This window comes from Streptomyces sp. NPDC025273, assembly GCF_040638585.1.
GTDB classification, from domain to species: Bacteria; Actinomycetota; Actinomycetes; order Streptomycetales; family Streptomycetaceae; genus Streptomyces; species Streptomyces cinereorectus.
In genome coordinates this window covers 69,689-86,857 of record NZ_JBEZYP010000017.1, presented here as the reverse complement: position 1 = coordinate 86,857, position 17,169 = coordinate 69,689, and the positions used below count along the sequence as shown (strand labels likewise).

Annotated in this window: 16 protein-coding genes and 1 pseudogene; 11 read left to right on the top strand and 6 right to left on the bottom strand. The window is 72.8% G+C overall.

Going from position 1 to position 17,169, the window contains the following annotated elements; all coding sequences use genetic code 11:
* Positions 1-108 precede the first annotated feature (108 nt).
* Positions 109-534, bottom strand: a pseudogene (locus AB0F38_RS25045) (beta-1,3-glucanase family protein); the annotation flags it as partial.
* A 43-nt stretch (positions 535-577) separates the two neighbouring features.
* Between AB0F38_RS25045 and AB0F38_RS25040 the strand changes: the two are divergent.
* Together AB0F38_RS25040 and AB0F38_RS25035 are read left to right on the top strand one after the other, a co-directional pair.
* Positions 578-1,456: a sulfurtransferase gene (locus tag AB0F38_RS25040; RefSeq protein WP_361897500.1), complete on the top strand. Its 879-nt coding sequence runs from the start codon at positions 578-580 to the stop codon at positions 1,454-1,456.
* A 125-nt stretch (positions 1,457-1,581) separates the two neighbouring features.
* The gene (locus tag AB0F38_RS25035; protein WP_361897498.1) at positions 1,582-1,929 is read left to right on the top strand and encodes a hypothetical protein; all 348 of its coding nucleotides are present in this window, start codon (positions 1,582-1,584) and stop codon (positions 1,927-1,929) included.
* Positions 1,930-1,934: 5 nt separating this feature from the next.
* On the opposite strand, the gene AB0F38_RS25030 is transcribed toward AB0F38_RS25035, so the two are convergent.
* From AB0F38_RS25030 to AB0F38_RS25020, 3 genes are all read right to left on the bottom strand, one after another.
* Positions 1,935-2,615 (bottom strand): phosphotransferase, encoded by a 681-nt coding sequence (locus tag AB0F38_RS25030; protein WP_361897495.1) that lies wholly within the window; start codon positions 2,613-2,615, stop codon positions 1,935-1,937.
* Between the two features lie 37 nt (positions 2,616-2,652).
* Positions 2,653-3,708 carry a DUF2804 domain-containing protein gene (locus AB0F38_RS25025; RefSeq protein WP_361897492.1) on the bottom strand — a complete coding sequence of 352 codons (1,056 nt, stop codon included), beginning with the start codon at positions 3,706-3,708 and terminating at the stop codon, positions 2,653-2,655.
* Between the two features lie 226 nt (positions 3,709-3,934).
* The gene (locus tag AB0F38_RS25020) at positions 3,935-5,641 is read right to left on the bottom strand and encodes a bifunctional 3'-5' exonuclease/DNA polymerase (protein WP_361897489.1); all 1,707 of its coding nucleotides are present in this window, start codon (positions 5,639-5,641) and stop codon (positions 3,935-3,937) included.
* A 168-nt stretch (positions 5,642-5,809) separates the two neighbouring features.
* On the opposite strand from AB0F38_RS25020, the gene AB0F38_RS25015 reads away from it, so the two are divergent.
* The 3 genes from AB0F38_RS25015 to AB0F38_RS25005 are packed head-to-tail and all read left to right on the top strand — an operon-like array spanning position 5,810 to position 10,098.
* Positions 5,810-6,760 carry an NADP-dependent oxidoreductase gene (locus tag AB0F38_RS25015; protein ID WP_361897486.1) on the top strand — a complete coding sequence of 317 codons (951 nt, stop codon included), beginning with the start codon at positions 5,810-5,812 and terminating at the stop codon, positions 6,758-6,760.
* Positions 6,761-6,764: 4 nt separating this feature from the next.
* Positions 6,765-7,946 (top strand): DUF2786 domain-containing protein, encoded by a 1,182-nt coding sequence (locus AB0F38_RS25010; RefSeq protein ID WP_361897484.1) that lies wholly within the window; start codon positions 6,765-6,767, stop codon positions 7,944-7,946.
* A gap of 55 nt (positions 7,947-8,001) precedes the next feature.
* The gene (locus AB0F38_RS25005; RefSeq protein ID WP_361897482.1) at positions 8,002-10,098 is read left to right on the top strand and encodes an FUSC family protein; all 2,097 of its coding nucleotides are present in this window, start codon (positions 8,002-8,004) and stop codon (positions 10,096-10,098) included.
* Between the two features lie 12 nt (positions 10,099-10,110).
* Here the strand turns inward: AB0F38_RS25005 and AB0F38_RS25000 are convergent, their stop codons facing one another.
* The gene (locus AB0F38_RS25000) at positions 10,111-10,584 is read right to left on the bottom strand and encodes a hypothetical protein (protein WP_361897479.1); all 474 of its coding nucleotides are present in this window, start codon (positions 10,582-10,584) and stop codon (positions 10,111-10,113) included.
* Positions 10,585-10,852: 268 nt separating this feature from the next.
* Between AB0F38_RS25000 and AB0F38_RS24995 the strand changes: the two genes are divergently transcribed.
* Positions 10,853-11,095: a DUF397 domain-containing protein gene (locus tag AB0F38_RS24995; protein WP_056793446.1), complete on the top strand. Its 243-nt coding sequence runs from the start codon at positions 10,853-10,855 to the stop codon at positions 11,093-11,095.
* An 83-nt stretch (positions 11,096-11,178) separates the two neighbouring features.
* On the opposite strand, the gene AB0F38_RS24990 is transcribed toward AB0F38_RS24995, so the two are convergent.
* Entirely contained in the window at positions 11,179-11,763 is a 585-nt protein-coding gene (locus AB0F38_RS24990) for an ATP-binding protein (RefSeq protein WP_361897476.1), read from the bottom strand.
* A 338-nt stretch (positions 11,764-12,101) separates the two neighbouring features.
* Between AB0F38_RS24990 and AB0F38_RS24985 the strand changes: the two genes are divergently transcribed.
* The 5 genes from AB0F38_RS24985 (at position 12,102) to AB0F38_RS24965 (ending at position 17,168) form a co-directional block, all read left to right on the top strand.
* Positions 12,102-12,983 (top strand): helix-turn-helix transcriptional regulator, encoded by an 882-nt coding sequence (locus AB0F38_RS24985; RefSeq protein ID WP_361897474.1) that lies wholly within the window; start codon positions 12,102-12,104, stop codon positions 12,981-12,983.
* Between the two features lie 54 nt (positions 12,984-13,037).
* Positions 13,038-14,495 (top strand): aldehyde dehydrogenase family protein, encoded by a 1,458-nt coding sequence (locus tag AB0F38_RS24980; protein WP_361897471.1) that lies wholly within the window; start codon positions 13,038-13,040, stop codon positions 14,493-14,495.
* Between the two features lie 178 nt (positions 14,496-14,673).
* On the top strand, positions 14,674-15,315 hold the full coding sequence (locus AB0F38_RS24975; protein WP_361897468.1) for a PadR family transcriptional regulator: 642 nt from the start codon (positions 14,674-14,676) through the stop codon (positions 15,313-15,315).
* Between the two features lie 87 nt (positions 15,316-15,402).
* A complete protein-coding gene (locus tag AB0F38_RS24970) occupies positions 15,403-16,365 on the top strand; it encodes an ATP-binding cassette domain-containing protein (protein WP_361897465.1) in 963 nt (320 codons plus the stop codon).
* The gene (locus AB0F38_RS24965; RefSeq protein ID WP_361897462.1) at positions 16,362-17,168 is read left to right on the top strand and encodes an ABC transporter permease; all 807 of its coding nucleotides are present in this window, start codon (positions 16,362-16,364) and stop codon (positions 17,166-17,168) included. Before AB0F38_RS24970 ends, AB0F38_RS24965 begins: the two co-directional genes overlap by 4 nt.
* Position 17,169 lies beyond the last annotated feature (1 nt).

Sequence of the window (17,169 nt, the reverse complement as noted above, 5' to 3'; positions counted from 1 at the left end):
CCGCCTCCAGGGCAGGTACCGGGCGCCCGCGCGTGCGCACTCCCGGACGATCCAACCCCATGCTGACGCCCGGTGACCGGGGGACCGGAGAACTGCTGCCGTCGCCTGGAAGGTCGTCGGCGTCAGCCGGGCGCCCGTCGGTGCGTTGTCCTGGATGTACGAGGCGAAGTCGGCCACGTCGCCGAAGGCGGAACCATAGGTCTTCCCGTCCTGGGTGGCCGCGTGGATCGCCGCGGAGTGGCGGTTGGCGAGCGGCGAGGACCGGTAGAAGGCGGACGGGTCCGTCGTCGGCTGCACGGGACCTGCGGTTCCCCTGGTGAAAACGCTCTGACCTGAGGTGACTTGGTTGAGCACCCTGAGGTCCGGATCGCTCAGGACGCCTTTGATCCGGGCTTGATTCCGAATGCTCCTGGAGGCGGCGGGGGAGCTGCCCGGCCTGGATGTCTGCGCCGAGGAGCGGGGACGCCGCCCGCCCACCAGGACGCGGCCGCGTACTGTCGCCGTCGGGACCCGCGCCGCGTGGCGGATACGCATGGTGGGGGCGGACCGACGACGGGCGATCAGGGGGAGAGCGGGCATGACCGACGACGCGGGAACGACCGGGGGCACGGGACCGACCGATGACACCGGGGCCCTGCCGGGGCCGCTCGTCGGCGCCGACTGGCTCGCCGCACGGCTCGGGCGGACGGGCCTCGTGGTGCTCGACGCCTCGGTGGGGGCGCATCGCGAGGCGGGGCGCCGCATCCCGGGGGCCCGGCGCTTCGACATCGACGGAGCCCTGTCCGACCAGGCCGTGCCCCTGCCCCACACGATGCCCGGTGCGGTGCGGTTCGCCGAGGAGATGCGGGTTCTGGGCATCGACGACGCGGACACCGCCGTCGTCTACGACACCGCGGGGATCTACTCCGGCCCGCGCGCCTGGTGGATGCTGCGAGCGATGGGCTTCGACCGGGTCGCGGTGCTGGACGGCGGCCTGCCCGCCTGGATCGCGGCCGGGCTGCCGGTCGAGGACCGTGCGCCAGGCGGCGAGGGGTGCACCGGTGACTTCACGGCCCGTCCGCGCGACGGGATGCTGATCGACAGCAGTGCGGTGGCGGAGGCCCTCGGGGACCCGCGCGCGGCCGTCCTCGACGCCCGCTCCCGCGAACGCTTCGCCGGTACGGGGACCGAGCCGCGGCCGGGACTGCGGTCCGGCCACATGCCGGGGGCGCTGAACCTGCCGTTCGACGAGATCCAGCGCGACGGCCGGATGCTGCCCGCGCGCGAACTGCGGTCGGTGTTCAGCGCGTTGGCCGGGGATCGGGAGCGGCTCGTCGTCAGCTGCGGATCGGGCGTCACCGCCTGCGTCCTGGCACTGGGCGCCGAACTCGCCGGATACCACGAGGTGTCCGTGTACGACGGCTCGTGGAGCGAGTGGGGCGGGCGGTCGGAACTGCCGGTCGTGACGGGCGCGTAGGGCTGTTCCGCGGGGGAGATGAGTGCCGCGGCCCGAGCGCTCTGAGTACCCGCGCGGATGAGATGGCCGGGCAGTCTGCCGCAGGGTGGACGCATGTACTCCGACGTGCTGAAAGGCAGCCGCGCATGTTTCCGGCACTCCCCGCCCCCGCGCCACCCGTGGCGCGCCCCCGTCCCACCCCTACCCGGCTGGTCGTCCTGGTCGCCCTGATCTGGTGTGTCCCCGTCGCCGCCCTGTGCACGCTGGGCTTCCTGGTGCTGGTGGTGGCGCTCTGGGGCGCGGCCTCCGGTGAGTCCCCCGTGGCGTTCCTGCTGGGGGCGGCCGGGGCGGCCGCGGCCGGCGCCGCCGTACTGGCCGCGCTGTACCGTGCCCCCTTCCTGCGGGGCATGACCCCGACCGGCCGGATCGCGCTGCTCGGCGTCGTGGTGTGGCCACTCCCGGTCGTCGCGATGGCGTACGCGCTCAACGGCTGAGGCGGTCAGCCCGCCAGGCTCGCGACCAGAGCCGCCGCGTCGTCGAGCACCGCCGTCTCCCGCGCGGTCAGCCCGGGGTCCGCCGCGCGCCGGGCGGTGGCGGTGGCGAGGGCGTCGGCCGGGACGCCGCCGTCGGTGTCGAGACAGGACATCAGGTCGCTGAGCAGGCCGCTGACGAGCTCGCCCGGGAACGGGCCAGGGGCGAGTGCGAGTTGGGCCAGGATCAGCGAGGACATCGCCCGGTCCAGTGCCGGAGGCCCCTCGGCCGCCGTGTTCCAGTCGATCACCACGGCCCCGTGCGGGGTCATCATCACGTTCTCCGGATGCAGGTCCAGATGCAGGATCCGGTCCCCAGGGTCCTGGGAGATGCGCGGCGGGATCGCGTGCAGCTCCCGCAGCAGCCGCGCCAGCAGGTCGGCGCCCTGCGCCCCGGTGAGCGTGCCGGCCAGCAGCGCCTCGGACAGGGTCGGCCCGCTCAGCCGTTGCATCACCAGGTCCGTCGGAAGCGCTCCACCGGCCGGCGGCCCGATGCGCGGGACGGCGAATCCGGAGGCGGAGAGGTACGACAGCACGGCGAGTTCCGTGGTGGCGTCCGTGTCGTTGCGGTAGCGACGCAGGACCCAGGCGTCGTCGAGTGCGAACACATCGGCGGTGCGTCCCGAGCCCAGTAGAGGGCCTATGTGCATGAGGGGAAACCTGCCCGGGCCTCCGCATGAGGGGGAGTCACCAACGCATGTGGACATCCTCGGCCCAGCCCAGGAGCTGCTCCACGGCGATCTCGGTGCCGTCGTCGGTGCGGATCCGCCCGTCGTAGTAGCCGAAGCACTGGTCGGTGCGGTTGGCGATCAGCCCGGCATCCGTGCGCGCGGAGCGGTTGTGGAACGGGGTGAACGTCAGATCCACCTGACCGGACGACGGGGTCCGGACGGTCCAGGGGGCCAGCAGGTCGGAGGCGGACCAGCGCCAGTCCAGTTCCTCGCCGATCTTGGTGAGCCTGCCGTCCACACAGAGGCCGTTCTCGGTGGATCCGGTGCCCGCCGTCCACCGCCCGCCGAACTGGAGGCCGACCGTGTGCCCGTCCGTACGTCCGGACGCGGCGCCCCAGTTCCAGTCGACCGTGCGCGGCCAGCGGCCGCGCCCGTGGTCCAGGACGGCCCAGGTCCCCTCTCCGTCCCCGCCGAACGTGAGGAGCTCGCTGCCGATCCGGACCCGGCCCGCGGCGGGGAGCGCGGTGTGCTTGGAGGTGTACTGGAAGCGCCGGTCGCTCCAGGGCACGACCACGGAGAGCGATTCGTGACCGTCCGGCCGCGCGACCAGGATGTCGGCCTCCAGCGGCAGCCGGTCCGGCGTCAGGCAGCGGGCCCGCAGCCTGGTCCCGGCGTTCTCGTCGCGGATCTCGACGCGGACCTTCCCGCCGGTCGGCCGGGCGGGGCCGACCACCACGTCCTCGGAGCCCGGTGCGCCTGCCACGGTGTCCGGAAGGTGGACGCCGCGGCCCGCGGGGACGATCGAGGAGCGCTCGAACTCACGGCCCCCCGGCCCGTACTCCAGGACGTAGACCGTGTTCAGCGCCAGGAAGTCGAGGTCACTCACGGTCAGCGCCACCAGATGGGTGGGCGTGGTCACGCACCAGTACTCCCACCGCTTCGTCCGGCCCCAGCCGCGCAGATTGGCACGGTGCAGCGGTTGCCTGGACCAGCCGACCGCCGCCGGATTCAGGGTGCCGTCAGGCAGGCAGAGGTCGACGGGCTCGGTTATCTCGTGCTCGTGCGTCGCCATGGGCGGAGCCTACAGCGGGCGCCTGACCGTACCCGGGGACCGCTCCGGCCCCGGCCACGGGACGTGCGGCGGGCCTGCGGAGGACCGGGGCGGCCACCGCCCTGGCCGCCTCGACGCGGTCCGACGAGGCGTTGAAGAAGGCGCCGCACGACGAGGCGCTGAAGAAGGCGCCGCACGACGGGTGCCCGGTACGTCGGGCCCGTGCGCCTGCCGCGGCGGTCGCGTCCTACTTGGCGTCGGAGTAACGCTCGACGACCACCGTGGTGAACGGGAACCGCACCGGGGTCTCGCCGAACGCGATGCGCCCCGCCAGCTCCCCGGCCGCCCGGATCGCCTCCACCACCGCGGGGGCCTCGTCGGCCGGGCAGTGCACGATCACCTCGTCGTGCTGGAAGAACACCAGCTCGGCCCGCATCCGCCCGGCGGTGAGCTTCTGCCGCAGCGCCGCGAGGAGCAGCAGCGCCCAGTCGGCGGCGCTGCCCTGGACGACGAAATTGCGCGTGAAGCGGCCCCGCGCCCGGGTGTTCGACGACGCGTACCCCGGCGTGAACCCGTACTCCCCGGAGCTTTCCGTGGGCGGCGGGTCCTCGCTCTCCTGCGGGATGCCCGCCTCCTCGTCCTCGCCGGCCCCCGCCGCGGGCGGGCTCGTCCGGCCCAGCCACGTACGCACGAGACGGCCCTCCTCGCCCGCCTTCGCCGCGTCGTCCACATAGGCGACGGCGAGCGGGAACCGCCGCCGCAGCGCCGCCAGGTTCTTGAGGCCGTCGCCGGACGTCTGCCCGTAGACGGCACTCAGCAGGGCGAGCTTGGCGTGCTCGCGGTCGCCCTGGAACGCCCGGTCGGACAGGGCCTTGTAGAGGTCGCCCTCGTGCCCGGCCACCTCCATCAGCCCCCGGTCGCGGGAGATCGCGGCCAGCACGCGCGGCTCCATCTGGTCGGCGTCCGCCACGACCAGCCGCCAGCCCTCGTCGGCGACGACCGCCTGCCGTATGACCTTGGGGATCTGCAGGGCGCCGCCGCCGTTGGTCGTCCAGCGCCCGCTGACCGTGCCGCCCGGCTGGTACTCCGGGCGGAAACGGCCCTCGCGCACCCAGTCCTGGAGCCAGCCCCAGCCGTGGGCCGTCCAGATGCGGTACAGCTTCTTGTAGCGGATCAGCGGCTCCACCGCCGGGTGGTCGAGCCCTTCCAGCTCCCAGCGCCGGGTCGACTTCACCTTGATCCCGGCCCGCGCGAACGCCTTCACCACATCGGCGGGCAGGTCGGGGCGCACCCGTCTGCCGAAGGCCGCCGACACCTCGTCCGCGGCCTCGGCCAGCCTGCGGGGTTCGCCGCCGCCCGCGTAGCGCTCGCCCAGGAGGTCGCTCAGCACCTCGCGGTGCACATCGGCCCGCCAGGGGAGGCCGGACCTGTTCATCTCGGCGGCGACCAGCATCCCGGCGGACTCGGCGGCCGTGAGCAGCCGCATCCTGCCCGGGTGCTCGGACGCGTCGTGGCGGCGCAACTGCTCCGCGTAGACCTGGAGCAGTGACTCGAACGGCACGTCGGTGCCGGCCCGCGGTTCGAACAGGGAGGACTGGGAGCCCGGCTCCGCCGAGCGGGGCGGCGGATCGGGCGGTACGGGGGCGTTGCACAGCCTGGCCCAGGCCGCGGCGGCGGAGCGGGGCTCGCCGAGCCGCCCCTCGTGGCCGAGCAGCAGCTGCTCGGCGCACTCCACGTCGTAGCACCGCTCGACGCGCACGCCCGCCGCGAGCAGCCGGGGGTAGATCTCGGCGGTCGACCGCCAGACCCACCGCACGACGTCGGGGCGGGAGCGGACGGACTCGACCAGGTCGGGTTCGGCCAGGACGGGACCCGCGGGCAGGCCGTCGCGCTCCAGCGGCACCAGGAGCGCGCCGCCCGCCTCCGTGGAGGCCACAGCCCAGCGTTCGGTCATGGCCCGAGTCTGGCACCCGCCACTGACACGGGGCCCGCCTCCTCCCGCACGCGCACCGCCTCCGGCGGCGGGCCCCGCTCGCCGAGCGGTCGCGCGAGGCGGCGGCGAGGATTCTCGCGGGACGCGCGGCGCGTACCGAGGGCGAGCGGGGGCGTGGAGGAGACGGTGATGGAAGCGATCGTGTACGAGGAGTTCGGCGGCCCCGAGGTGCTGCGCCTCACCCAGGTCGACGACGTCCACCCGGGTCCCGGACAGATCCGGGTGGCGGTCAGGGCCGCCGGGGTCAACCCGGTCGACCACAAGATCCGCAACGGCTGGATGGAGGCGGCCTTCCCCACCCCGCTGCCCGCCACACCCGGCAGTGAGTTCGCCGGGGTCGTCGACGAGACGGGGGAGGGCGTCACCGAGCCGGCGGTCGGCGACGAGGTACTCGGCCGGAGTGTCACCGGCGCGTACGCGGCGTACGTGCTGGCGGACGCGGACGCCGTCGCGCCCAGACCGGAGGGCCTCGGCTGGGAGGAGGCCGCGGCCCTGCCGGTGGCGACGGCGACCGCGGCCCGGGTGCTGGACGAGCTCGCGGTGACCGCGGGCGACACCCTGCTGCTGCACGGGGCGGCCGGTGCGGTCGGCTCCGCCGCCGTCCAGCTGGCCACCGCCCGGGGTGCCACGGTCATCGGGACGGCGTCGTCGGCCAACCACGACTACCTCCGGGTGCTCGGCGCGGTTCCGGTGGCATACGGGGAGGGGCTGGTGGAGCGGGTGCGCGCGGCGGCGCCGCAGGGCGTGGATGCCGTGTTCGACGCCGCGGGCAAGGGCGCGCTCGCGGACTCGGTCGAGCTCCGCGGTGGCACCGACCGCATCGTCACCATCGCCGACGCGGACGCGGCCACGTACGGTGTGGCCTTCTCGGCGGGCGGCGGTGCGCCCGCGGACGAGGGCGAACGGCTCGCGGAGTACGCCGCCATGGCCGCGGCCGGCGAGCTACGGATCCCGGTCGCCGGGACGTTCGCGCTCCACGATGCGGCGAGGGCCCAGGAGCTGAGCGAAGCCGGACACGTACGCGGCAAGCTCGTGCTGCTCCCCGGGGAGCCCGCGGACACCGGTAGCCGCCTACCCTGAACTGATGGAATCGGTGATCGACCAGGCCTGTGCGGCGGCCCTCTACGCGGACGGTGACGCGGGCCTCGACGCCGGTGCCTCCCTGCTCGCCGCCGACCCGTCGGCCGACGAGGAGCTGCACCGGCGCGGCGAGGAGTTCGTCCGGCGTGCCTGGGCGCGCGGCTGGCAGCCCGCAGACCTCGTACGGATCGTCCGGCGCGAGCTGGACGGGACGGGGGCCGCCCTCGCCTCCGCGCTGATCACCGCGGAGACCGCGCGGTACGGGCGGCTCCCGCCGCGCTGGGCCGCCCAGCTCGCCGCCCTGCCCGCGCCGGAGCCGCGCAACCGGCCCGACCGCTTCACGTACGCCTCCGCGCTGCTGGAGCTGTACCGCCTGCTGCTGCGGCTCCCGGTGATCGAACCGGTCGGTCCGCCGCCCGGCACGGCGGCCGACGGCCTGCACCTCCCGCCCGCCCACGGCGAACCCCGCATGCTCACCCGGATCCGGGCCCTGCTCGCCAAGGCGGAGGCGACCGGCTTCCCGGAGGAGGCGGAGGCGCTCACCACGAAGGCACAGGAGCTGATGGCCCGGCACAGCATCGACGAGGCCCTGCTCGCCGCCCGTACGCAGGGCGGCGGGGGGACGCCGGGTGCCTGCCGGATCGGTGTCGACGCCCCGTACGAGAGCGCGAAGGCGATCCTGCTCGACTCGGTCGCTTCGGCGAACCGCTGCCGGGCCGTGTGGAACAGCGATCTCGGGTTCACCACGGTCGTCGGCTTCGAGCCGGACCTGGAGGCCGTGGAGCTGCTCTTCACCTCCCTCCTGGTGCAGGGCACCGCCGCGATGACGAAGGCGGAGGCCGGCCAGCGGGCCGCCGGACGCAAGCGGACCAAAACCTTCCGGCAGTCCTTCCTGATGGCGTACGCCCAGCGCCTCGGCAGCCGGCTCGCGGCGGACACCGCCCGGGTCACCGCGGCCGCCGGCACGGGTGGCCGGACGGGGAGCGGGGGCGAGGTCCCCGCGGAGGGTCTGCTGCCGGTGCTGGCGGCCAGGGACGTCGCCGTCACCGACGCCGCCGAGCGGATGTTCCCGCGGACCACCACCAGCCGGGTGCGCGGAGTGACGGACGCCGAGGGCTGGGACCACGGCACGGCGGCGGCGGACCGGGCCAGGATGGGCGCAAATGGACCCGGAATAACCCGATAAGGAAGTGAGAGTGGCATAAGTCCCCCTCCTGGGGAATGCGGTTAGGCTCGCTCCCATGAGCTGGCTCCGGGCGCTGAAGGAGACCGCCCGCTCGGGTCTGAGCATCGAGCGACAGCGTCTCGAACCGCTGGTCGCCCTGCGCGGCGCCGCGGGCCTCGCCCTCGTCGTCGGGCTGTCCCTCACCCTGTTCGGCCCGGTGATCGCGGCCAGTTCCGCCTTCGGGGCCTTCCAGGCGGCCATCGCCACCTTCGAGCGGAGCTGGCGGCCCCGGCCCGTGCTCGCCCTGATCTCCGGCACCAGCCTGGCCGTGTCCACGTTCGTCGGCTACGTCAGCATCACCCAGCCCGTCGTGTTCCTGGGCCTGCTGGCGTTCTGGACGTTCGCCGCCGGGATGACCTGGGCGGCGGGCCCGACGGCCGGCATCCTCGCGGGTTCCAACGTCGCGATCATGCTGGTCACGATCACCCTCCCCGGCTCCGTCGCCGACGCCGCCGCGCACGCCGCGATGATGGCCTTCGGCGGCCTGGTCCAGGCCGCCCTGATCGTGCTCCTCCCGGTCCGCAGATGGGGCGCCCAGCGCGACGCGCTCGCGGACGCCCTGGCCGCCGAGGCCGACTACGCGCGCCGGCTGCGGCACGACCCCGTCGCCCCCTTCGACCCCGTACCGCTGATGACCGCCCGCAGCGCCGCCGCCATCACCCCCCGCGAGGCCCGCAGACTCCCCGTCGAGCTGCACGGCGCCCGCGGCGTCGCCGAGCGGCTGCGGCCGGTCCTCGCCTCCCTGGCGGACCCGGCCCTGGGAGTGCCCGGCGACGGGCTGGAGCGGGTCTGGGTACGCGAACTGCTCGGGGCCGCCGGGTCGGTGCTGGACGCGGCGGCCCACGCCGTCCGGCACGGGGAGCCGGTCCACCTCGCCGCCACCGACCTGGGAGTCCTGGGGACCCCCGACAACGAGGTGATCCTGGCCGGTCCTCCGCGGCGCGCCGCCGCCCGGCTCGACGCGCTGCTCGCGGACGTCATCGAGATCGCCGAGGGCGCCGGCACCCGTGAGCCGGCCGGGCACGCCGCGGACACCCGGCGCCGCCCCAGCCTGCTGCGGCTCGTCCCGGTGACGCTGACGGCGATGCGCCGCGAGCTGCGCAGGGAGTCGCCGGTCCTGCGGCACGCCGTCAGGCTCTCGGCGGTCGCCACCCTCGGCTTCCTGCTGGGCGCCGCGCTGCCCTTCGGCCACGGCTACTGGGCGCCGATGGCGGCCGTGATGGCGATGCGCCCGGACTTCTCGCAGACCTACTCCCGGTCCGTGGCCCGGTTCGGCGGCACCGTCGTCGGGGTGGCCCTCGCCACCGGCCTCGTGCAGGCGGTCGAACCGGGCGTGACGTCGGCCGCCGTCCTCGCGGTGATCTGCGCCTGGCTGATGTACCTGCTGATGCGCACCGGATACGCGGTCAGTCAGGCCTGCGTCTCCGCCTACGTCGTCTTCCTGCTCGGCATGGCAGGCGAGGACTGGTCGCAGACCGTCCTCGAACGGGTCGTCCTGACGCTCGCCGGAGGCCTGCTCGCGATGATCTCGTACGCGGTCTACCCGGCCTGGGAGACGCCACGGCTGCGCAACCGGCTCGCCCGCTGGCTGGTCACGGACGCGCGGTACGCGGCGACCGTCCTCGACGGGTACGCCGATCCGGCGGCCAGGAGCAACGCCGATGTGCGGAGCGCCCTGCTCGCCACCCGCGAGGCCCGCGTCGCCTGGCAGGAGGCCCTGGCGACCGCCCGGCACGAACCCGTACGCCACCGCGGTCTCTCCCGCGCCGCCGCCGACGAGGCCCAGCACGCCCTCTCCCAGTTCGGCCGGGTCGCGATGCTGCTGGAGGCCCACCTGCCGGCCGGCACGGCCACCCCGGTGCCGGGAGCGGCGGAGCTGGCCGGTGTGCTGCGGCGGGTCACCGAGCAGGGCGCCAAGGCGGTGCGGGAGCGCCGGGTGCCGGACTGGGAACCGGTGCGCGAGGTGCTCGCGGGCTGGGACACCCCGCGGAGCCGTCCGGAGGCGGTGCCGCCGCCCGACGCCTTCGTACGCGACGGAGCGGCCATGCTGCTCGACGCCCTGGAGGACTTCGCGCGGGGCCTGGAGGGCCCCCGGGGCAAACGCAGGGCCTGAGACCCCGGTGCGTCAGGGGACGGGGATCTCCGGCAGCCCGGTCGGCAGCTTCCCGGGATCGGACTTGGTCAGGGTGTCCTCGGCTCCGCCGTCCCACGAGACGACGAGCTTCTCGCCGTCGTTGGACTCGATGGCTCCCATGGTGCGGTCGGTGTTCCCGTCGGCGCAGGTCAGCGCGAGCATCACCTCGCCCATGTCCTTCACGTCGCCCTGGCAGACATGCTGGTCGGCGACGAGCGCCACCTTGCCCGAGGACACGGACAGGACGACCGCCCGACCGTCGGAGGTCCCCGTCCAGGTGCCGTCGAGCGCCGCCGCCTCCGCGCCGCCGGAACCGCTGTCCGCGTCACCGCCGGGCGTCGCGCTCCGCTCGGCACCGGAGACCGCCGGTTCCCCGCCCGCGTCGTCGTCGCTGCCGCAGGCGGTCAGCGCGAGCGCGGCGACGAGTCCGGCGACGACGGCGCCGGAGCGTACGAACCTGTTCATGGAGTTCCCCCTTGGAGAGTCACGGCCGAAAGACCGCGCCAAGCTACCAGGGGGAACGCGGCGACTCCCCGGATCGGGAGCCGAATTGGCGGCCCGTTCGTCTTACTCCCACGGGGTGGGCCGGTGCGGAGAGGCACGCGGAACGAGGGAGAATCTGTAATCGCGCGCACACCCCGTGTGCACGTGCATCTGCTCATGCATTGGCATATGAACACAGCTATGATCCGAGCTAGTTGACACTTGCACCTTGCAACTCGGGGAGCGTCCTGTGCACCACGTGTACAACGGCATGGCGGCCACAGAGCTTCGCGGAGTCGTCTGGCAGAAGAGCAGACACAGCAACTCCCAGGGGTCCTGTGTGGAGTTCGCGAAACTGCCCGGAGGGAATGTGGCGATGCGGAACTCGCGACACCCCGACGGGCCCGCCCTCGTCTATACGCCGGCCGAGATAGAGGCGTTGCTGCTGGGCGTCAAGGACGGGGAGTTCGACCACCTGGCGACGGGCGGCTGACCGTACGTCCGTCCGCCGCCCGTTCGGCGCGCCACCCTGCACGGATGTCCGGCAGGGTGCTGTCCTGTGCGCGCCCCTCCTTCCTACAGGGCCTCGGGGAACGCGTCGGCCGGCGCCGCGGCGCCCGTCCGCTGCCGCTTCGCAGACGCGCCGTCCGTCGTGCAGTGGTCCCGGCCCGCGTTGTCCGACAATCGGAAGAGGGCCCAGACCACCTTGCCGCGCCGCACACCGCCCGCCACGTCCCCGGCGAGTACGGGGGAGGGGTGCCAGCCCCACGAGTCGCTGAACGACTCCACCAGGAACAGCCCGCGGCCCGACTCGGCCGAATCGGGTGCCTCGCCCGCCACCGGGCTCTCCGTGCTGGGGTCGCGCACCGCGCACACCAGCCGGGAGGTCCAGCGCATCAGGTGCAGCCGTACGGCCGGGTCCTGCCGTCCGCGCGGGTGATCGGCCGGGAGGGCGTGACGCAGCGCGTTGGTGACCAGCTCGGACACGACCAGGCCGACATCGTCGAACCGGTCGCCCAGGTCCCATGAGTTCAGCGTCGTCCGGGTGAACTTGCGCGCACCGCCCACCGCTTCGAACCGGGCCGGCAGCGTGCAGGAGGCCGAACCCGACACCGCCGACGGGTCGATGGGTGGAAGCCCCAGCCGTAACGGCTCGAGCATCGTGGATCCATTCGTCCCCATGCGAGGCACTCCCGGGATTCGCGGCTGTAGCGGCACTGCTGGTAAGGGCACTGCGCGGTACGGCGGCACAACACGAACGTGAACGCAGGTGCGCGAGGGCCATGGTTCCGAATGCGCACGGCAGATGCAAGGGCAGATGCACGTGCACGTGCCGGACCTGCCCGATAGCATGCCGGTTCTTGGTCATTTCTTCCGGTACCAAGTTTCGGAGCTTTCTGGAACGCTTGCCATTTCCGTAATCGAATGAGTACGGGCTGAAGCGTTTTGGTGGCAGAATCCGGCACCGGGGCTCGGGGGGACCCGGTGTACGGGAAGCGATGGGGAGGGTCGGACCAGTGTCGGCAGGCGAGTCGAGTGGATCTGTGGTGCGGCGCATCCTGCTGGGCTCACAGCTCAGGCGGCTGCGTGAGTCGCGCGGCATCACCCGTGAGGCGGCCGGCTACTCCATCCGCGCCTCCGAATCGAAGATCAGCCGCATGGAGTTGGGACGGGTGAGCTTCAAGGCCAGGGACGTCGAGGACCTGCTCACGCTGTACGGAGTCGCGGACGAGGCGGAGCGGGACTCGCTCCTGGGTCTGGCCCGCGAGGCCAATGTGGCGGGCTGGTGGCACAGTTACGGCGATGTGCTGCCCGGCTGGTTCCAGACATATATCGGTCTGGAGGGAGCGGCATCGCTCATCCGGATCTACGAAGTCCAGTTCGTGCACGGCCTCCTGCAGACCGAGGCCTACGCCCACGCGGTCGTCTCGCGCGGGATGCGCGGTGCCCCCGCGGCCGAGATCGACCGCAGGGTCGCGCTGCGGCTGGCGCGCCAGAAGGCGCTCGTCTCCGAGCGCGCCCCCCGCTTCCACGCCGTGCTCGACGAGGCCGCGCTGCGCCGTCCGTACGGCGATCGTGAAGTGATGCGGGAGCAATTGCGGCATCTGATCGATATGTCGGAACAGCCGAACATCACGCTCCAGGTGATGCCCTTCAGCTTCGGCGGTCATGCCGGCGAGAGCGGGGCATTCACGATGCTGCGATTCCCGGAATCCGATCTGTCCGACATTGTCTATCTGGAGCAGCTGACAAGTGCGCTCTATCTGGACAAGGCGGAGGAAGTCGCCCAGTACGAAAAGGCCATGGTCCGTCTTCACGAGGACAGTCCCGGGCCGGAAGAGAGCCGGGATCTTCTTCGCGGTCTTCTTCAACTCATCTGATTCGCCAGTACGATGACGTACCGACAGGAGTCTGCGCCTGCAGTAAGGGATTGCATGTCCTTCTTCAATGAACTGGCCCACCAGTACATCGACGGCGAGTGGCTGACCGGAAGCGGCTCGTGGGACATCATCGATTTCAATCCCTACAACGGCGAAAAGCTCTGCTCCGTCACCGTGGCCACCGCCGCCGAGGTCGATCTCGCCTACCGGGCGGCCGAACGCGCCCAGCGCACATGGGCCGAGACCAATCCCTACGAACGGCGGGCCGTTCTGGAGAACGCCGTACGGCTCGTCGGGGAACGCGGCAGTGAAATCGCCGAGATGATTGTCGATGAACTCGGCGGCACCCGTTCCAGGGCGGAGTACGAGGTGCGGGCCGCTCAGGAATTCCTGCGTGCGGCGATCGGGCAGGCGCTCCGGCCGGCGGCACAGCTGCTGCCGGCGGCCACGGACGGCAAGGAGAACCGGGTCCACCGGCTTCCCGTCGGCGTCATAGGTGTGATCAGCGCCTTCAACTTCCCCTTCCTGGTGACGATGAAGACGGTCGCCCCCGCGCTCGTACTCGGCAACGCGGTCGTCGTGAAACCCCATCAGAACGCCCCGATCGCCGGCGGCGGCCTGGTCGCCAGGATCTTCGAGGACGCCGGCCTGCCCGCCGGTCTGCTCAACGTGCTGATCACCGACAGCGCCGAGATAGGCGACACGTTCATCGCGCACCCGGTGCCCAGGGTGATCTCGTTCACCGGATCCGACCGGGTCGGGCGCCATGTCGCAGCCACCGCCGCCGGGCTGTTCAAGCGGACCGTGCTCGAACTGAGCGGCAACAGCGCACTGGTCGTGCTGGAGGACGCCGACATCGAGCACGCGGCCCGGGCCGCCGTCTTCAGCCGTTTCCTGTACCAGGGGCAGGTCGGCATGGCGGCCAACCGCATCCTGGTGGACCGCTCCGTGGAGGAGGAGTTCACCGAGCGGTTCACCGCCGAGGTGCGTGCCCTCAGGACGGGTGACCCGCGCGACCCGGACACCCGGATCGGCCCGGTCGTCAGCGAGTTCCAGGCCGACGCGCTCACCGCGCTGGTCGACGAGGCGCTCGCGCAGGGGGCCACGGCCCTCGTACGGGGCCGTACCCGCGGCAATCTCGTCGAGCCGACCGTGCTGACCGGACTGCCGGACGGCTCACCGCTGCTGGAGCAGGAGATCTTCGGCCCGGTGGCGCTGCTGATGCCGTTCGACGGGGAGGACGACGCCGTACGGATCGCCAACGACAGTCCCTACGGGCTGAGCGGCGCCGTGCACACGGCCGACGTCGAGCGTGGGGTGCGGTTCGCGCGGCGCATCGTGAGCGGGATGTTCCATGTCAACGACTCCACCGTGCAGGACGACCCGCTGGTCGCGTTCGGGGGCGAGAAGGGCTCCGGCATGGGACGGCTGAACGGCGAGGCGGCTGTGGAGGCCTTCACCACCCGGCGGTGGATCTCGATCCAGCACGGGCGAACGGTCTTTCCCCTCTGACCCCGGCGGGTTGCGGGCGGGATCCGGCCTGATGGGGCCGTGCGCCCGGCGTACGCCCAGGCGCGAGCGGGGTGCGCCGACAGCGCCCGTGAGCCGCTGGACGGGCGGGACGGCCTTCGAGCCGTTGGCCGGAAGGGCGGGCTACGCTGGGCGGAGCTGAACACGAAGGATGGGTGGTATGTCCGCGATCCGGCTCCTGGTCCTGGGCGCCGTGCGTCAGCACGGCCGCGTGCACGGCTACCAGGTCCGCAACGACCTGGAGTACTGGGGCGCGCACGAGTGGTCCAACGCGAAGCCGGGCTCGATCTACCACGCGCTCAAGCAGATGGCGAAACAGGGCCTGCTCCTCGCGCACGAGACCGCCCCGTCCACGGCCGGCGGCCCGCCCCGTACCGAGTACGAGATCACCGAGCAGGGCACCGAGGAGTTCCTGTCCCTGCTGCGGGCCGCGCTGGTCTCGTACGACCAGGGCATGGACGTGCTCTCGGCGGGCATCGGCTTCGTCGTCGATCTGGAACGGGCCGAGGCGGTGGCGCTGCTCCATGAGCGCGTGGCCGCCATCGAGGCCTGGCGGGCCTCGGTCACGGGGTACTACACGCCCTCCGACGGCCCCGAGTCCCTCGGGCACATCGGCGAGATCATGAATCTGTGGGTCCATTCGGCGGACGCGGGCGCCGAGTGGACGCGCGGCCTGATCGCACGGATCGAGGCCGGTGCGTACACCTTCGCGGGGGAGGGCGAACCCTTCGTCGGGGTGCTCGCCGAAGGGCAGGAGAACCCTTACGCGACCGGGGTTCCCGACCCCGGGGACGCCCACTGATCAAGTTTGACCAAGTGATGGGCCGGGCAGTATCTTCTGGCTCGCTAGTCAAATTTGACTACATGATTCCGAAGGGCTGGTGGCACCGTGACCGACGCGATCGTGGTCGAAGGAGTGCACAAGCGGTACGGACGCAGGCGTGCCCTGGACGGACTGGACCTCACGGTCCGCGGCGGCACGGTCCACGGGGTGCTCGGGCCCAACGGGGCGGGCAAGACCACCGCCGTACGCATTCTGTCGACCCTGCTGCGGTACGACGGGGGCCGGGCCGAGGTGGCGGGCTTCGACGTGCGGTCGGCGGCGGCCGAGGTCCGGCGGAGTATCGGGCTGCTCGGGCAGCACGCGGCCGTGGACGAGGAACTCGGGGGCCGGCAGAACCTGGAGATGTTCGGCCGGCTGTACCACCTGGGCGCACGCCGCGCCGGCGTACGGGCCGACGAACTGCTGGAGCGGTTCGGGCTCGCCGACACCGGGCGCAAGGCGGTCAAGCGGTACAGCGGAGGCATGCGGCGGCGCCTCGACCTGGCCGCCTCCCTGATCACCGACCCGGTGGTGCTCTTCCTGGACGAGCCCACGACCGGGCTCGACCCGCGCGGCCGGGCCGAGGTGTGGCGCGCCGTGCGCTCCCTGGCGGCCGGCGGTACCACCGTCCTGCTCACCACCCAGTACCTGGAGGAGGCGGACCAGCTGGCCGACCGGATCTCGGTGATCGACGGTGGCCGGGTCATCGCGGAGGGGACGGCCGACGGGCTCAAGGCGACGGTCGGCGGCGACCGCGTAGACGTGGTCGTCCGCGACGCGGACCGTCTCGGCGACGCGGCCCGGGTGCTGGGCGAGGGGGTGACCGCGGACGCGGACCGGCGGCTGCTCAGCGCACCGGCCCCGGACCGGATGGCGACCCTGGCCCGCACCGTGCGGACGCTGGAGGAGGCGGGCATCGAGGCGGAGGACATCGCCGTGCGCCGCCCCACGCTGGACGAGGTGTTCCTGGCCCTCACGGGGAGCGGCGACGCAGGGGACACGACGACGGACCCGGCGGTGGCCGCATGAGTACGGCGACGGCGGGCACGGGAGGCATCGGCTGGGCCCTGGCGGACTCCTGGACGATGACCCGGCGCGAACTGGCGCACTGGGCGCGGCAGCCGGTCCAGGTGGTCGTCGGCCTGGTCTTCCCGGTGATGCTCCTGCTGATGTTCAACTACCTGGTCGGCGGGGGCCGGGGGGTCGACGGGGACCACACGGAATTCCTGGTGCCGGGCATGCTCGCGCTCACCATGGCCTTCGGCCTGGAGGGCACGATGCTCGCCGTCACCCAGGACCTGGGCAAGGGCGTCGTCGACCGCTTCCGCTCCATGCCGATGGTCTCGGGTGCGGTCCTGGTCGGGCGGAGCGCCGCCGACATGCTCCAGTCGGTGGCCGCGCTCGCCGTGATGACCGGCGTCGGATACGCGCTCGGCTGGCGCTGGCACAACGGCCCGGCCGCCGCCCTGGCCGCGCTGGGACTGCTGCTCCTGCTGCGGTTCGCCATGCTGTGGATCGGCATCCACCTCGCGATGGTGGCGGGCAGGCCGGAAATGGTGCAGGCGGTGCAGATCCTGGTCTGGCCGGTGGGCTTCCTCTCCAACGTCTTCGCGTCGCCGGACTCGATGCCCGGATGGCTGGGCGCGGTGGTGGAGTGGAACCCGATGTCGGCCACGGCGACGGCGGTCCGTGACCTGTTCGGCAACCCGGGCGGAGCCACGGGCTCCTGGGCCGCCGGACACGCCGAACTGCTCGCGGTCCTCTGGCCGGTGGCGCTGATCGCGGTGTTCTTCCCGCTGGCGGCGGCCAGGTTCGCCCGGCTCAGCCGGTGAC

What these genes read in the sequence shown, in the direction of transcription:
- AB0F38_RS24985 (WP_361897474.1), top strand. Translation starts at nt 12,102, where the DNA reads ATGGGGAGGGTCGGACCAGTGTCGGCAGGCGAGTCGAGTGGATCTGTG.
- AB0F38_RS25040 (WP_361897500.1), top strand. Translation starts at nt 578, where the DNA reads ATGACCGACGACGCGGGAACGACCGGGGGCACGGGACCGACCGATGAC.
- AB0F38_RS24975 (WP_361897468.1), top strand. Translation starts at nt 14,674, where the DNA reads ATGTCCGCGATCCGGCTCCTGGTCCTGGGCGCCGTGCGTCAGCACGGC.
- AB0F38_RS25020 (WP_361897489.1), bottom strand. Translation starts at nt 5,641, where the DNA reads ATGACCGAACGCTGGGCTGTGGCCTCCACGGAGGCGGGCGGCGCGCTC.
- AB0F38_RS24980 (WP_361897471.1), top strand. Translation starts at nt 13,038, where the DNA reads ATGTCCTTCTTCAATGAACTGGCCCACCAGTACATCGACGGCGAGTGG.
- AB0F38_RS25015 (WP_361897486.1), top strand. Translation starts at nt 5,810, where the DNA reads ATGGAAGCGATCGTGTACGAGGAGTTCGGCGGCCCCGAGGTGCTGCGC.
- AB0F38_RS24965 (WP_361897462.1), top strand. Translation starts at nt 16,362, where the DNA reads ATGAGTACGGCGACGGCGGGCACGGGAGGCATCGGCTGGGCCCTGGCG.
- AB0F38_RS25025 (WP_361897492.1), bottom strand. Translation starts at nt 3,708, where the DNA reads ATGGCGACGCACGAGCACGAGATAACCGAGCCCGTCGACCTCTGCCTG.
- AB0F38_RS25030 (WP_361897495.1), bottom strand. Translation starts at nt 2,615, where the DNA reads ATGCACATAGGCCCTCTACTGGGCTCGGGACGCACCGCCGATGTGTTC.
- AB0F38_RS25005 (WP_361897482.1), top strand. Translation starts at nt 8,002, where the DNA reads ATGAGCTGGCTCCGGGCGCTGAAGGAGACCGCCCGCTCGGGTCTGAGC.
- AB0F38_RS25010 (WP_361897484.1), top strand. Translation starts at nt 6,765, where the DNA reads ATGGAATCGGTGATCGACCAGGCCTGTGCGGCGGCCCTCTACGCGGAC.
- AB0F38_RS25000 (WP_361897479.1), bottom strand. Translation starts at nt 10,584, where the DNA reads ATGAACAGGTTCGTACGCTCCGGCGCCGTCGTCGCCGGACTCGTCGCC.
- AB0F38_RS24990 (WP_361897476.1), bottom strand. Translation starts at nt 11,763, where the DNA reads ATGCTCGAGCCGTTACGGCTGGGGCTTCCACCCATCGACCCGTCGGCG.
- AB0F38_RS25035 (WP_361897498.1), top strand. Translation starts at nt 1,582, where the DNA reads ATGTTTCCGGCACTCCCCGCCCCCGCGCCACCCGTGGCGCGCCCCCGT.